Source organism: Undibacterium sp. SXout7W, assembly GCF_049339385.1.
GTDB lineage: Bacteria > Pseudomonadota > Gammaproteobacteria > Burkholderiales > Burkholderiaceae_D > Undibacterium.
In genome coordinates, this window is sequence record NZ_JBMPPF010000012.1 from 106787 (window position 1) to 122603 (window position 15817).

Annotated in this window: 8 protein-coding genes; all 8 read left to right on the forward strand. The window is 43.6% G+C overall.

Features of this window, described 5'->3' with window-relative positions; all coding sequences use genetic code 11:
• Positions 1 to 317 precede the first annotated feature (317 nt).
• The 8 genes from ACO0LB_RS12725 (at position 318) to ACO0LB_RS12760 (ending at position 15787) form a co-directional block, all read left to right on the forward strand.
• Entirely contained in the window at positions 318 to 5075 is a 4758-nt protein-coding gene (locus ACO0LB_RS12725; protein WP_423049547.1) for a PAS domain S-box protein, read from the forward strand.
• Between the two features lie 801 nt (positions 5076 to 5876).
• Positions 5877 to 6176 (forward strand): hypothetical protein, encoded by a 300-nt coding sequence (locus ACO0LB_RS12730; protein WP_423049549.1) that lies wholly within the window; start codon positions 5877 to 5879, stop codon positions 6174 to 6176.
• A 724-nt stretch (positions 6177 to 6900) separates the two neighbouring features.
• Entirely contained in the window at positions 6901 to 9132 is a 2232-nt protein-coding gene (locus ACO0LB_RS12735; RefSeq protein WP_423049551.1) for an adenylate/guanylate cyclase domain-containing protein, read from the forward strand.
• Positions 9133 to 9161: 29 nt separating this feature from the next.
• Positions 9162 to 10037, forward strand: a complete 876-nt coding sequence (locus tag ACO0LB_RS12740) for a substrate-binding periplasmic protein (RefSeq protein ID WP_423049553.1) — start codon at positions 9162 to 9164, stop codon at positions 10035 to 10037.
• Positions 10038 to 10047: 10 nt separating this feature from the next.
• Complete coding sequence (locus ACO0LB_RS12745; RefSeq protein ID WP_423049555.1) at positions 10048 to 10833, forward strand: substrate-binding periplasmic protein; 786 nt, start codon at positions 10048 to 10050, stop codon at positions 10831 to 10833.
• Positions 10834 to 10853: 20 nt separating this feature from the next.
• Positions 10854 to 12140, forward strand: coding sequence for a dicarboxylate/amino acid:cation symporter (locus ACO0LB_RS12750; RefSeq protein WP_423049557.1), 1287 nt, complete (start codon positions 10854 to 10856; stop codon positions 12138 to 12140).
• Positions 12141 to 12170: 30 nt separating this feature from the next.
• Positions 12171 to 13184, forward strand: a complete 1014-nt coding sequence (locus tag ACO0LB_RS12755; protein WP_423049559.1) for a D-alanine--D-alanine ligase family protein — start codon at positions 12171 to 12173, stop codon at positions 13182 to 13184.
• A 290-nt stretch (positions 13185 to 13474) separates the two neighbouring features.
• Positions 13475 to 15787 (forward strand): PAS domain S-box protein, encoded by a 2313-nt coding sequence (locus ACO0LB_RS12760; RefSeq protein ID WP_423049561.1) that lies wholly within the window; start codon positions 13475 to 13477, stop codon positions 15785 to 15787.
• Positions 15788 to 15817 lie beyond the last annotated feature (30 nt).

Below are 15817 nucleotides of genomic sequence, written 5' to 3' on the forward strand. Positions count from 1 at the left end.
GATGCGCGGATGATAATGCGGTATCCGTATTGTCAAATGGGAATTGAGGGTATCGCTGGCATTGGTGATCGTTGTTTAGTCGTGTTGATACTGTACAAATATGACTGAAAGCATTGGCTGTTGCCAGTAAATGCAGCGTTCTCAAGGCAGTGCTCTCAGTGCGTTGACGCCACATAGTCGTTAGGCTCGTACATTGCCTTGTATGATTGCGTATGTGCAATTCTAGCCATGCAGACGAAACATATTGTTAAAAGTACGTTATGCGCATAGGAATAATGTCATGATGCAATAATCCATTTTTATATATGCGATAACTTATGACCTCTTCAGCGAAGTTCACCGGCTTACGAGTACAGTTATTCATATTTATTTTCTTTTTTATATCGTTGCTCGCTGTCGATGCAGGTGCCGCGACCTCGATGGTGAACCCACCCAATAAAATTACCGTTGTTGTTGACGATAATTTCCCTCCTTACACCTTGCGCGATGAGTCTGGAAACTTACAAGGTTTAATCCATGATCGCTGGCAATTGTGGCAAAAGCAAACAGGTATCAAAGTCGAACTCATTGGCATGGACTGGGCAAAAGCGCAGCAGTTGATGCTGGATGGTGGTGCGGACGTGATCGATACCATCTCGCGCACTCCTGCCCGTGAACCTTTTTACGAATTTTCGCTACCTTATGCCGATCTGAATGTGATGCTGTATTTCAGAAATACGGTGTCAGGCATTATCGATGCGAAATCGAGCCGTAATTTTGTCATTGGCGTCAAAGACGGTGATCGCTGCATTCAACATTTGCAAGACGCTGGCGCGACCAAGTTAAAGCGATATCCCAGTTATGAAGCTTTGATCAAGGCTGCAGCTGTACGCGAGGTTGCCGTTTTTTGTATGAATCAACGCCCAGCAGATTATTTTTTGATACGGGCAGGGATAGAAAGCGATTTTCAGCACACAGACGCGATGTATGTCAGTCAGTTTTATTGGGCTGTGAAGAAAGGTAATACCGGATTATTACAGATAGTGGCTGACGGCTTTGCCAGTATTCCCTCGCAAGAGCAATTACAGTTAGAAAAAAAATGGTTTGGTATCGCAATTGCCTCAGGGTATTTTGCTTCCTTACGTTATGGCGGCTATATTCTTGTTGGGCTGATGCTGGGTTTGCTATTGCTGTTGATATGGCTGCGAACGATGCGTTCCGAGGTAAAGCGCCAGACTGCTGCACTGCGCGAAAGTGAAGAGCGGTTCCGCAAATTATTCGAAGATACCTTGCAGGCAATTACTCTCGTAGAAGATGGTCGTTTCATTGCGGCAAACAAAGCATCATTGGCGATGCTGCGAATAACGGATCTGAATCAGTTCATTGGCCGTACGCCAGCCGATTTTTCTCCGCAGTTTCAATCGGATGGACAACTTTCTTCAGTCAAAGTGAAGGAGGTCATTGCCACTGCTTTTGCAAAGGGATCAACTGAATTTGAATGGGAACACATCCGCGCAGACGGGGAACACTTCATTGCCAGCGTATTGTTGACTGTGATCCGACAAGCGAATAAGGATTTGCTGCATGTCGTCTGGACTGATATCACTGAGCGTAAGCGAAATGAGATGGTTCTGTTAAATGCAAAAGCCATCATTGATTCCAGTGATGTCGCGATTATCAGTAAAACCTTGCAAGGCTTTATTACGAGCTGGAATCCGGGGGCAGAGAAGTTATTTGGCTACCGCGCAGACGAGACAATTGGCCAGTCTATGCAAATGTTAATACCTGACGATAGACGAAATGAAGAGCCAGAAATTCTGGCACGTATCGCAGAAGGAGAGCGTGTAGATCATTTCGAGACCATTCGTCGCTGTAAAGATGGCCATCTGATTCACATTTTTGCCAATATTTCTCCGATCATTAATCAGGAGGGAATAGTTTGTGGCGCATCGAAAATTGCACGTGATATTACGCAGCAGAAAAAAACGGAACAGGAACTGACTGAATATCGTCAGGATCTCGAACATCGTGTCATTGAGCGAACTTCGGAACTGGTGGTGATGGCGAATTCGCTGCGGGATGCGAATGATGAGCAACAGGCTATTTTTGATGCAGCGACGACCGGGATCATTTTCGTGCGCGACAGGCATATTGTTCGCTGCAACCGTATGATCGAACAGTTATTTGGCTATGAACCAGGAGAAATACTGGGGCAGACTACGCGTGCCTGGTACCCTGATGAGGCAACATTCAATGAGATTGGCGATACTATAGCCACAGCGTTAAAGCAGCAAGGTCATTATATCGCCGAGCGCGAGCTCATCCGCAAAGATGGCAGCCATTTCTGGGCGCGCATCATGGTGCAGGCGATCGATAGAAATGATGTACGCAAAGGCTTGGTCGGCATGATAGAGGATGTCACCGTCGAGCGAGAGACAAAGGAGGCGTTAAGGCGCTCCTATCAGGAACAGATGGCCATTTTTGATACCGCTACCGTTGGTATTGTCTTTACCCGGGACCGCTCGATTGTACGTTGCAACAGAACGATGGAGCAGCTATTTGGCTATGAACCCAATGAATTATTGGGGCAATCGATGAGAGTTGTCTATGGTGATGAGCTATCTTTTTATGAAGTTGGCAAGCAAATAGAATCGACTCTTTCAACAGACGGATATGTCCGATTTGAACGGGAGGTCGTGCGAAAAGACGGCACCCATTTCTGTGCCCGTCTGACTGCTCAGGTGATAGACGCGCAGAACTCAAGTAAGGGAATGGTGGGCACGATTGAAGATATTACTGCCGAGCAGGCAGTCATTGTTGAAATGAAGAAAGCAAGAACGCTTGCTGAAGAAGCTGCCAGAGCAAAGGCAGATTTTCTGGCAAATATGAGCCATGAAATCCGAACACCGATGAATGCAGTCCTTGGTATGTCACATCTGCTGCTTAAGACGGAGCTGACCGAGAGACAGCATGATTATCTCGTCAAAATACGGAGTGCAGGTCAGCATTTGCTCGGCATTATCAACGATATTCTCGATTTTTCAAAAGCAGAAGCAGGCAAACTCAGGCTGGAATGTGCAGAGTTTGATCTGGATAGCGTTGCCACGAATATTGCTACCTTACTCAATGGAAAAGCGAATGAGAAATGCCTGGAATTGACCATCGATATTGCAGCTGATGTTCCCCGAAATTTAATCGGTGACTCCTTGCGTCTGGAACAGATTTTGTTAAATTTTGGCTCGAATGCCGTGAAATTCACGGAGCAGGGTGAGGTGCATATTATTTGTCGCGTGAAGGAAATCAGTGATACCAATGTCTTGCTGTACTTCGCGATCCGAGATACCGGTATCGGTTTGACCGATGAACAGCAAGGTCAATTATTCCGTAGTTTTCAGCAAGCAGATAGTTCCACTACCCGCAAATTTGGTGGCACCGGTCTTGGGCTGGTGATTTCTAAACAGTTGGCTGGAATGATGGGTGGCGAAGTCGGTGTAGACAGTGTGCCTGAACATGGGAGTACTTTTTGGTTTACAGCCCGCTTTAGCCTTAGCAAAATGTTACCCGTCATATTGATGCCAAGACCAGATTTGCGTGGCCTGCGTGTTCTGGTGGTGGATGACAATGAGACTGCCCGTGTGGTACTGCGTGATATGTTGGCGTCGATGACTTTTGTGGTGGACGAAGCTGCTTCCGGCGCGGAAGCAATTCAATTAATACGGCATTCCATTGCTATCGATGTTCCGTATGCCATTGTGTTTCTCGACTGGAAAATGCCGGGTATGGATGGGATCGAAGCGGCGCGGCAGATACGTACACTGGGCCTGGATAGTTCACCTCACCTTGTGATGGTCACCGCATATGGACGAGAAGAACTGATGAGTCAGGCGACGATCGCTGGAATTGATAGTTTTCTGATTAAGCCGGTTAACCCCTCGCTCTTATTTGATACCGCAATGCAGTTGCTCGGCGGTAATAGGCTTCAACAATCAGTTGTCAATATTCCAGCAATAAAAGAAAGTGAGTTGTTATCTTCTTTGCAGGGAGCTCGAATTCTGGTGGTGGAAGATAATGAACTGAATCAACAAGTGGCAACAGATTTACTTACCGGTGCTGGTTTTGTAGTTGATCTTGCTGAAAACGGCGAAGTAGCATTAAATAAACTCCGGCATTCACACTACGATCTTGTGTTTATGGATATGCAGATGCCAGTGATGGATGGTGTGACTGCGACCATCGCGATTCGTCAGTTCACACAATTTAAGGATTTGCCGATTATTGCAATGACAGCCAATGCTATGCCGGCAGACAGGGATCGTTGTATCAATGCCGGGATGAATGACTATATTTCTAAGCCAATTGAACCTGATCATTTATGGCAAACATTGGCGCGATGGATATCACCAGATTTTCGGTCGAAGATTCAGCCATCTGATCCGGTTGTGGCTATTATTCGCGGCAATAGCGCAACGATGGTGATTCATGAACCCGAGAACTTTCTGGCACAAATTAACGGGTTGAATGTGGCAAGGGGGCTGCGGCATTTATCAGGTAAAACTGCTTCATATATCACTATGTTGCGGAGTTTTTGTGAGAAACAAAAAACAGTCGCTGATGACATCCGGCATGTGCTACTCAATGCTGACTGGCAAACCGCAGAGCGTCTTGCGCATACGATGAAGGGAATCGCAGGGACGTTGGGGATGGATCACTTGCAGAAGCTGTCTGCTGATCTTGAATTGGCCATAAAAGAACAGCATTCGACCATAATGATGGATCCGTTATGGGAGCGTTTTTCTGCCAGTCTTCAAGAGATGATTTTGCAACTGCAGGATAAATTACCCGCTGAGTCGGACAGCACAATAGCGATACCAAATGATGATATTGCTCGACGTGACGCGATCATCAATGAACTGAGATCCTTATTGGCACAGGATAATTTTGATGCAAGTGCTTTATTTTCTGACAATATCAGAATATTTGAACATGTATTTCCTGATCATGTCGCTAAAATGGCAGCACAAATTGCCGATTTTGATTTTGCGGGAGCAAAACAGACGCTGGAATCTGCTTGTTTATCCATTGGTCATCATCTATAAATTTTTTCTTCAATCACCGAAAGTGCTCATCCGATGTACTTTCGGTTGACATCTGTATGATATTTGCAGTAGCTAGTCGGTGCATAAAGTAAAAGTTATCCACAGAAAATGTGAGTAACTTGCCTTTCTCCGATAATAAATACCCTCGTAAGCCGCGCCAGATATAGGGGATAACAAATTGCCCTTATTTTATGCAGCAATATTTTATAGATGCCATATATTGCTTATATGTTGACTACAAACGTCATATGGAGCCCTGCTTCGTTTGTTTTATGTTGGTAATATGATTACATAAAGGTGAAATCCGCCATTCTTCATGATTGCACCATTTTATTTATTGAGGCGGCTGAGTTGTTATCTGTATGCCCTGTAATTGTGATGTCAACATCATATCGGTAACCGTATTAACAACTGGATTGATATCTTCATTTTTAGATATGCGTTACTGATGATGAGCAATTTTTCCTGTTTGTTCATCGCATTCGTTGCACCATTTGTCTTTTTGAGTGGCATCCTTTTCGTAATAAATGTAGTGAATTTGGCATGTCGATATTTCTTTAAAGACATTTAACATTTGCCACACCGTAATTGTGGATAACAAACACTATAATGAGTTTGACAATAAGAAAATTGCTCGCGGTAAAGCTAAAGCGATAACGATTCGTCAACGCAGTAACGTAGTGAATGCAATAAAGGCAGTGAAGCTTGGGTTTGGTATGCAAACGAATGCATTAGCACCCTGGCAATGGCGGCGTGTAACGACGCCTGAACAAAAAAGTCATTTATAAACAGGAGAAAACCATGGCAAATCTGTTAGACCTAGATACCACTTCAGAAGATATCAATTACGATCCAAATAATTTGTTGGACACCTTGATTAACCAATTGCATTTGAAAAATGATGCGGCTTTATCAAGAGCTTTAGAGGTTGCACCGCCAGTCATCAGCAAAATCCGTCATCGTCGTTTACCAGTCGGTGCTTCATTATTAATCCGTATGCACGAAATCAGCGATTTAAGCATCAAAGAATTGCGTAATCTGATGGGTGATCGTCGTGAGAAATTCAGGATCAGCGATGCACAGTTTAAGCCAAAGCCATAATTGCCTGACATCACGGTAATTGGGAAGCAACTACTGACGAGAAACTGGCACTGATGGTATTTGAATACTATTGCCAGTTTCTTAATTTTTATTTGTCTTCAGTGCAATTATCGTGCGTTGACATTTTGCTTAACTCACCGTTATTTTGTTGATGCTTTTTTCAGAGAGCTCAATATTAATCGATTACGTTTGAAATTCACTGTTGTTTTCTCCTTCCGCGAACCCTCACTTCTTCCTGTATTTGTCATCAAAAATTCATAAATCGAACTTAAAACTGGCTATAAGGTTTTGAGCTGGATCAATTGTTGCTGAATGTTACGAACTCAATTAAAATTAGCTATCTAAATACCTTGGTCTGAGATAAATGCTTTTGCCATGCTTTAAGCGCTGTTTTTTAACGTTATTTAAATTGCAGTAATTAGCCAGGCATGTTTTAGAGAATGCTTTTTCTTTTGTCTTAAGATGAAATTTTGCTGACTTAGCATGCCTTCTTTGCTTGAGGCTTTACAGTAAAGTCGCATTCACTTAACGACTCACATGTTTAATCAACATATTTCTTATTGCATTTCTAATAGAACAATCAGAATGCTCTCGCTTTTTATTGCCTGATATTGATGAGTGTGCAACGGTGTGGATGAAGATCGGTATGTAGAACGGTCCAGGTAAAAATGAGCTGAATCTGCTCGTCCATCTGAATTTTTAAAACTAGCCAGGACAGATTCAAATGATGAAACGCAAAATTCAACTTCGAATTGCCCTGCCAGTTTTTTTCGCAATTCTTGTCGCTATTACTGCGGTACTGATTTTTCTTGTCAATTACATGTTCTCGCTGTCGTCGATGAACAAAGTGAGTCAGGATTATATTGGTAACGTTGCCACTTTAGTATTAGAAAAAACCCTGAATCATCTCGCGCCCGCATCTAAGTTAGCTAACATGGATGCGAGTCTTCTCGACCCCGCGCGGACAGATAAGGATTACGTTAGCAATTTTGATCAGACAACGATGAAGCAGTTGAGTATCTATCCTCAGGTGACTCAAGTATATTTTGGTGACAAGCAAGGTAATTTTCGGCTGAATACCAGAGAGCAGGATGGAAGTATTGCAGGCCAGATCATCACTCGCCTGAAAGATGACGAGGCGGCGCGGGATACGGTCAATATCGCGCTTAAAATGCCCAAGGTCACTGAAGAAGATAAATTTAATATTTCCAAACTCATTACTCCGATTATCAGCACGATTTCTATTGTTCGTGATCAGGAAGGTGCCGTTACCGGAAGCGATAAAACGTTTGATTATGTTTACGATCCACGATTGCGTCCTTGGTTCAAAGCAGCCGAAGAAAAGAAGGCAACAGTATGGACACCCGCGTATTTATTCTCTTCCAGTGGTAAACATTTCGCGTCAGGTAAATTAGGCATTACCGCGTCCAGTCCTGTTATTGGTAAGAAAATTTTCTCTGACATCACAGGCGTTATTGGTGTTGATATTACTCTGCTGGAACTCTCTAATTTTATTGGTAGTCTGAAAATTGGTAAAACTGGCCGTGCATTTATCGTTAACTCAAACGGGCAAGTTATTGCGTTAAGCAATTACAAAGATGTGATTGTTACTGATGAAAAAGGGATGCCGAAATTAGCAAATATTAGTCAGACCAAGGATGTTGCTGCGCTTGAAAGCTATAACTTACTCGCGAAAACGACGGATGACCAGAAGCGTGTGCTGGATTTCAATACTCCACGTTTTAGCAGTTTTAAGTCTGGAGACTTGAATTACATAGGCTATTTTCTGCCGATTCCTGAAGAGCTTGGTCTGAACTGGTATATCGGTATTGTCGTTCCAGAAGATGATTTTATCGGTGATATTCGTCGTAATCTTGTCTTGAGTATTCTCATCTCTGCAATGGCATTAGTCATTGTGCTGTTGCTGTCCATGCGATTATCCAAGGGAATTACGCAGCCGTTAGCAAGTCTGACGAAGGAAGCGCTGTCCATCAGAGAATTCCATGTGGATGGCTCACTCGGGCTTCAAACCCGCTTCCGCGAATTACACGAAATGGCAACCGCTTTTGATAGCATGAAGGCGGGACTTCGCTCATTCAGAAAATTTGTACCCGCAGATCTTGTCCGTACTCTCGTTCAATCTGGCGAAGAGGCTGCACTTGGTGGGCGGCGTGAACGAATAACGGTGTACTTTTCTGACATCGTTGGATTTACCAGCATTGCAGAACAGATGAGTGCAGAAGCCTTAATTCCTCACCTTGGTGAATACATCAGTTTGCAAAGCGATGTCATTCAGGATGGCTCAGGAACGGTAGATAAATATATTGGTGATGCGGTCATGGCTTTCTGGAATGCGCCTGCCTTGGTTGAGCATCACGCACTACGCGCCTGCGAAGCCGCGCTGGAAGTACAAAGCAAACTCGAAGAGCAGCGTAAACAATGGAAACAGCAGGGATTACCCATTTTTTATGCCCGCATTGGAATCGAGACTGGTGAAGTCGTCGTCGGTAATATGGGAAGCGCCAAACGACTGAATTACACCGTAATTGGCGACACTGTGAACCAAGCCAGCAGACTCGAGTCGCTGGGGAAATATTACAAGGTCAGTATTTTGATTGGAGAAGTTGCTTATTCCGAAGCAAGTTCTGGTATTGAAGCGCGTTTACTCGATAAAGTCATTTTGATGGGTAAGCGTAAATCGATTTATGTCTATGAATTACTTTCGCTTAAAGGTGAGTTGAGCGACGACGTCAGACGATTTAAAGAAATTTACGAAGCTGGTATGCAGGCTTATTTTGCGCGGCGTTGGCAGGAAGCAGAAGAGCTCTTCATACAATCGCAAGAAATGAGACCAAAGGATCATGCCTCAGCTTTGATGCTGGAGCGTTGCCGTTCCTTTGAATTGCATCCTCCTGCCAGTGATTGGGACGGTGCTTTTGTCCCAGAGAGTAAATAGAAATAATATTCATTTTCAGGAGGTTGTTTTTGAAACGGTTTTTGTTGGTCATCGCTATTCTTGTTTTTACCGGAATGCAATCTGTCATTGCACAGCCTGCTAATCCGAAAGCTGTCACTAATACTGGCAAGTCATCTTCCATAGCGCCTTTACCGCCTGAAATGCAAAGAATCAAGGATCGGGGGACTCTGCTTGTTGCCATGTATGCCAAGGATGTAATTCCTTACCTGATGGCAGACAGCATGGGAAATCTTGCGGGTAACGACGTTGATCTTGCAAAAAATATCGCCAAAGCGTTACAGGTGAATATTTCGATAGATCGTTCCGCTAAAACCTTTAATGAACTGGTCGATCTCGTTGCCAGTGGCAAAGCGGATATGGGAATCAGTCTGATTAGTCGCACGTTGGCCCGCGCTGAAAAGGTACGTTTTTCAAATCCTTATGTGATAGTCCGGCCAGTTCTTGTATTGAATCGCCTGACGGCGAGTAGGGCTGGATTGGACCTCTCTAATCCCTTGGAAGAAATGTCCCATTTCAATGGCAAGATTGCTGAGCCCAAAGGTAATTCTTACATTGATTTTGCCAAGGCCGCTTTTCCAAAGGCATCGTTAATTGAATTGCCGACATGGGATGACGTCCTGAATGCTGTTTTTGAAGGTAAGGTTCTTGCTACTTTACGTGATGAAATCGGTGTTAAAAATTATCTGATGAAATACCCTGAACGCTCGGTTCAGTTAAAAACCATTCCGATTATGGATCCAGCGCGCGCGGATGCCTTGGGAATCGCCGTTAACAGCACCAGTACGCATTTGCTCGAATGGATCAATCTTTATCTTGAATTGAATTATCCGATTCGTAGCGCTGAAGATTTAGTAAAGACTTATGATAAATATTATAAAAAATAAGTATATGAGCATGATGCTGTTACTCAGCATCATGCTCATATGTTTTCAGTCTGTGTTTGCACAGGACAATTTGCAGACGATAAAAGAAATACGTGATCGCGGTCAGTTAAGAGTCGCAGCATTGAATGCCCCAGTGTATCCATTCACATTTCTAAAGTCTGGCGAGTGGGCAGGTTTTGATGTCCAGTTAGCGTCCAAAATTGCAAAGGGAATGGGAGTAAAACTGATTTGGGACGCGTCGTATCGCAGTGAATCAGAATTAGTGGCTGCTTTAAAAGAAGACAAAGCAGATATTGCTATGTCACGTATTAAACGTGATTTGGGAACTGCCCGTCAGGTCGCCTACACAAAACCTTATGTCACAGTGAAGTACGTCCTGCTGACTAACCGTATGCGCGTGATCGCGTTTCATCCAAAAGACGAAACGATGAAATCTCTGAGTCAGCTTTCAATGAATATCGGTACGATTGATCATGCTGGATATATCTCAATGGCTACCCGCCGCTTTCCGGCTGCAAAAATAACAATGTATCCAAACGTCTCCAGTTTGATAAAGGCCTTGCAGGAAGGAAAGGTGGATGCGGCTTTTTGTGATGAAGTGGAAGCACGATTTGTATTTATCGAACATCCGGAATACGGCGTTATTTTCGGTTATTTTTCTTTGCCAGAGCTAAAAAGTGGCGTCGTGGCGATGGTCGACTGGCCTAAAAAACACTGGGTTGCGTGGCTCAATATATTACTTGAACCCACTGCTAACAGCATTAATGTCGATACTCTGTTTTCGACTATCTATTAAGAACAACACAAGGTATCTCCATGATTTCCGCATCTACTCCGGATACAACAAAAGGCTTTTCATTTGATTTTTTAAAGTCGCCAATTGTTATTCTGATTGCTATGACACTCGGTATTTTGACCGGCTTGTTTTTCAATAAGTTTTCACTCTTGATTGCTCCCGTAGGAACGATTTATTTGAAGTTGTTACAGATGACAATTATTCCAATTCTGATGACCGCATTGATCACGAGTGTCGGCAGGCTATTCTCGTCGGAAAGCGCTCGCCAAAACATTGTAAAAATTATCGTGAGCAGCCTCTTGTTTTTATTTGCGGTCAGTCTTCTTGCATTAGTAGTGAGTCTTTTGGTGGGACCAGGTGCTGATCTGAGTAAAGAAGCGCAGATTTTGCTTGGCAAAACACTAAATGCCGCAGATCAAAATGGGGCGGCGCAAGCGGGTAGTAATCGCGGAGTATTCGATTTTTTACAGTCGATGATACCTTCCAATGTTTTTCAGGCAATGGGTGAAGGATCTAATCTTTCGATATTGTTCTTTTCTTTAATTTTGGGTGTGGCGACTGGTCAGATTGGTGGTGATACTGCACATAATATTTTGGACTTTACTGAAGCCCTTTTTAAGGCCATGTTCAAAATTATCAGTTGGATCATGTATTTATTACCATTTGGTTTATTTGCTTTGCTGGCTGGGCAGCTTGCGAGCACAGGCGCTGAAACATTGGTGGCTATGGCAAAATTTGTTGCAATGATCTGGGGTATTTCCGTATTGATTATTTTGTTAAATACGCTTGTTTTATGCACTGTCACGCGGAAGTCCCCGCTGGTTGTTTTGTCTGCTTTGAAAGAGTCGATGCTGATTGCTTTCGGTACCGGCAGTACGTTTGCCTCCATGCCCGCAGCGATTGATGGTCTGACAGGAGATAAACTGAAATTATCACCAGATATCATTAATCTGGTGATTCCCTTAGGAGCGGTTATTAATCGCTTTTCCATGATTATCATCTACACCTCCGCCACGGTTTTTGCTGCACAACTGTATGGTATTTCTCTTGATTTCTCTGATTTGGCATTGACACTGATTCTCAGTGTATTGGCTGCAACTGCCGGTGCGGGAGCACCGGGTATTGTTTCCATTGCGATGGTCTCAATTATCCTGATTCCACTTGGTCTCCCAGCACAGGCTATTACGATTCTATTACTGGCAATTAATCCTATTATTGATCCAATTGCTACAATGGCAAATATTTATACCAATGCAACCTTAAGTGCTGTCATTGCAGCGTCAGATAAAAATGCTAAAACTGCATAACGTACTTAAATTCATTTCAGAAAATACCAAATGAAAGACCGATTAAAAGTTGCAGTATTGTCTGGTGGATTTTCTGCGGAGGATTATTTATCTCGCCGCAGCGGTGCTCTGATACTTGAGCATGCCAATCGTGACAAATATCTCTGTAGCTTATTTGATTGGAATGCTGCGGGTTGGGTAGCCGAGTCTGCGCCCGGGGAGCCCGATCATATTATCCAACGCCATGAAAGCATTCTCGCTGCTTTTGCGACTCCTAAGCGGTTTGATATTGTCGTTAACACGCTACATGGTGAAATGGAATGTGATGGTCAGTTGCAAGGCATGTTTGAACTGGCCAAACAACCCTACACAGGTAATGGCAGAGCGTCGAGCATCATTGGGATGAATAAAATTCTGTCTAAAAAGATCATGCGTGAAGCAGGTCTTTTGACCCCGGACTGGTTGGCGCTGACAGCAGAGAATTTGTCAGAGAATACCGATAGCATCAAGGCCGCTGCTGATCAATTTGGTTTCCCTTTGATTGTCAAGGCCGCCACAGGAGGTTCAAGCAATTCGATATTGATGGCTGATAACGAACAGCAAATGTTCGCTGCGATCAAGTCTTTGTCTGATGTCTATGATGAAGTGTATCTGGAGCCATTTCTCGATGGTCTGGAGTATACAGTGGCTGTATTTGGAGAACCCGGTGATAAACCGTTGACGACTTTACCTGTCGCCCGGATTGCGTATGAAGGTATGCTATTTGACGCTGCGATCAAAAAAGCAGATCGCTATCAGGTGCTTGTTCCTTGTGGTCTCATTGAAAGCGAGCAAAAGGAATTGATGCGCATCGCAGAGCAGTTACATTATTGCTTCCGTTTCAATGCTTTTTCAAGAGTTGATTTCCGTTATGCTGGTGGTAAGCCATACTTGCTGGAGGTGAATACACATCCGGGTTTGGGTGAAAACAGTATCGTTCCTTTGATGTTGAAAGCAGCAGGTATTTCTTGGGAAACGGTTATAGATTGGTTAGTTGAAAACGGTCTGAATCGCAAAATGCGTTAACCATGACTCATCAATATGAGCTAATGCTCATTCAATGATCTTTTATAAAAGAACAGTTACCTGGTACTTTTCATTTATTGATCATTTCACTCGTAATGATCAAGACGCTTTTTCGGATGGATGCCTCTGAAAAGTTACAGATTGAAAATTCACTTTAATCTGAGTCTGTAAACTACGATCCAGGATTTGATACACAATATACTTATAGGATATTGATCTATATTGTTTATGGACATTTAGTTATGTCCATTTAATCTTATGTTTGTCGCATTCAGGTGAGGACGCCGTATATGCAAACACCTGCTTTTCCCCAAGATGAACTACGCCGGATGATTGAGCTATGTTCATTACATATACTGGACACTCCTGCCGAAGAGCGGTTTGAGCGGATTACCCGATCCGCGAAGCACATGTTTGACGTGCCGATTGTGGCTATTTCTTTGATTGATCATGATCGTCAATGGTTTAAGTCCAGACATGGTCTGGATGTCAGTGAAACGGGGCGTGATATTTCTTTTTGCGGACATGCGATTTTGGGAGATGAACCGTTTGTCATAGAAGATACCTTGAAAGATGAGCGATTTTTTGACAATCCCTTAGTATTAAACGCACCTTTTATCCGGTTTTATGCCGGTGTACCTGTTCATGGTCAACATGGTTACCGCGTCGGTACCCTATGCCTGATTGATAGCGTATCCAGACAGTTGAATGATCGTGATCTTGCTGCATTACGTGATCTTGCTGCAATGGCTGAGGCTGAGCTGCAGGCATCGACATTCTTGCAAACGTCCATCAATACTAAATCACAATTAAACAGCATATTAGGTCAGATTACGGATGGCGTCGTGGTGATTGCTCCCGATGGCATCATGAAAACAGTGAACGATGCTGTATTACATTTATTTGGCTACCCAAAAGACGCACTGATAGATCAGCATCTCAGTTTTTTGATTCCTGAATTTCAACATAAGCAAATACAAAAAACGACAAATCAGGGCATTGAATTAACGGCCCATAGAGCGGATGGTAGTAGTTTTCAGCTGACGTTAACGATCGATGAAGTCACGATAGATCGCCAGCGCTATTTCACGGCAGTGATCCACGAAACGTCACAGCAGAGAAATGTAGAAAAAAAGTTGAAAGAAGTCAGTTCTTTATTGCAGACAGTATTGGATGGAACGGGTTCTTATGTCCATGTCAGGGATGTAGATGGGCATTATTTATACGTGAATAAGGAATATGAAAAAGTATTTCAATGCAGTGCTGACGATATTTTGGGCAAACATTTTAAAGAGGTCTTACCTCCTGGTTTGATCCAGCACGTGCAGGACTATGAGTACCGGCTAAGTAAACACAAAAAAGAATTTCAAACGGAACTGGTGGTGCAGCGCCCAGATGGTGAACATATCTATCTTGTCAGTCATTCCGTTATTTATGATGAAAATGGAATACTGACCGGAACCAGTGGTGTCGGTATCGATATTACCAAGTTGAAGACGCTTGAACTGGAAAGAGAGCAGACTTTGGCTGATTTGCGCACAAGCGAGGAGCGCTGGCTGTTTGCACTGGAGGGCAGTGGAGAAGGGGTCTGGGACTGGGATATTGTTGAAAATAAAGTTCAGTACTCAAAGCGCTGGAAAGAAATGTTGGGGTATCAGGTTGATGAAATCAGCGATGCAGTAGAAGAATGGTCAAGTCGCGTACATCCTGATGACAGGGAAATGGTGATGGCAGCTGTCACAGAAAACATGGCAGGGCACACTAAAAGCTTTATGAACGAACACCGTTTTCTCTGCAAAAATGGAAGTTATATGTGGTTACTGGATCGCGGAATGGTAGTCAAGCGGGATGCGCATGGGAATCCTTTGCGGATGGTGGGCACTCATAGCGATATTTCTCAGCGTAAAAAACTCGAACATATCAAGAACGAATTTATCAGCACGGTCAGTCATGAATTACGCACGCCGTTGACCTCCATAAAAGGCTCACTGGGATTGCTTGAGGCCGGAATTTTGGGTGAATTACCATCCAAAGCACTTGGTATGATTAAGGTGGCATATAAGAACAGTATTCGTCTGTCGAAACTCGTCAACGATATTCTCGATATGGAAAAACTTATGTCGGGAAAATTGACCCTTGATCTGGTGCCTCTCGATTTTGTTTCGCAGATTAAAGAATCAATAGAAACAAATGCGTCTTACGCTTCTATTCATCACGTAAGGTTTCGCTTGCTGAATGAAGATCCTGTATTCGTCATTGCGGATGAAAATCGTTTGCAGCAGATTTTTTCTAATCTGCTTTCGAATGCAGCAAAATTTTCCCGTCCTAATGAGTTTGTTAATATTCGTTTTTCTCTGGAAGAACAATATGTCCGCGTCTTTATAGAGGACCACGGCGATGGTATTCCTGAGGAGTTCACGTCACGAATTTTTGATGCTTTTTCTCAGGCGAATGGGGCAGATACCCGACGCCATGAAGGGACTGGGCTTGGTTTGAATATCACCAAGCGGTTAATCAACCAGATGGGGGGCGACATCGGATATTTTTCCGAGCAAGGGGCAGGTGCGACGTTCTGGTTCACGTTGCCACTGCATCAGGCTTGATGTGCGATAAAAACCTGATGCAGTGATGAA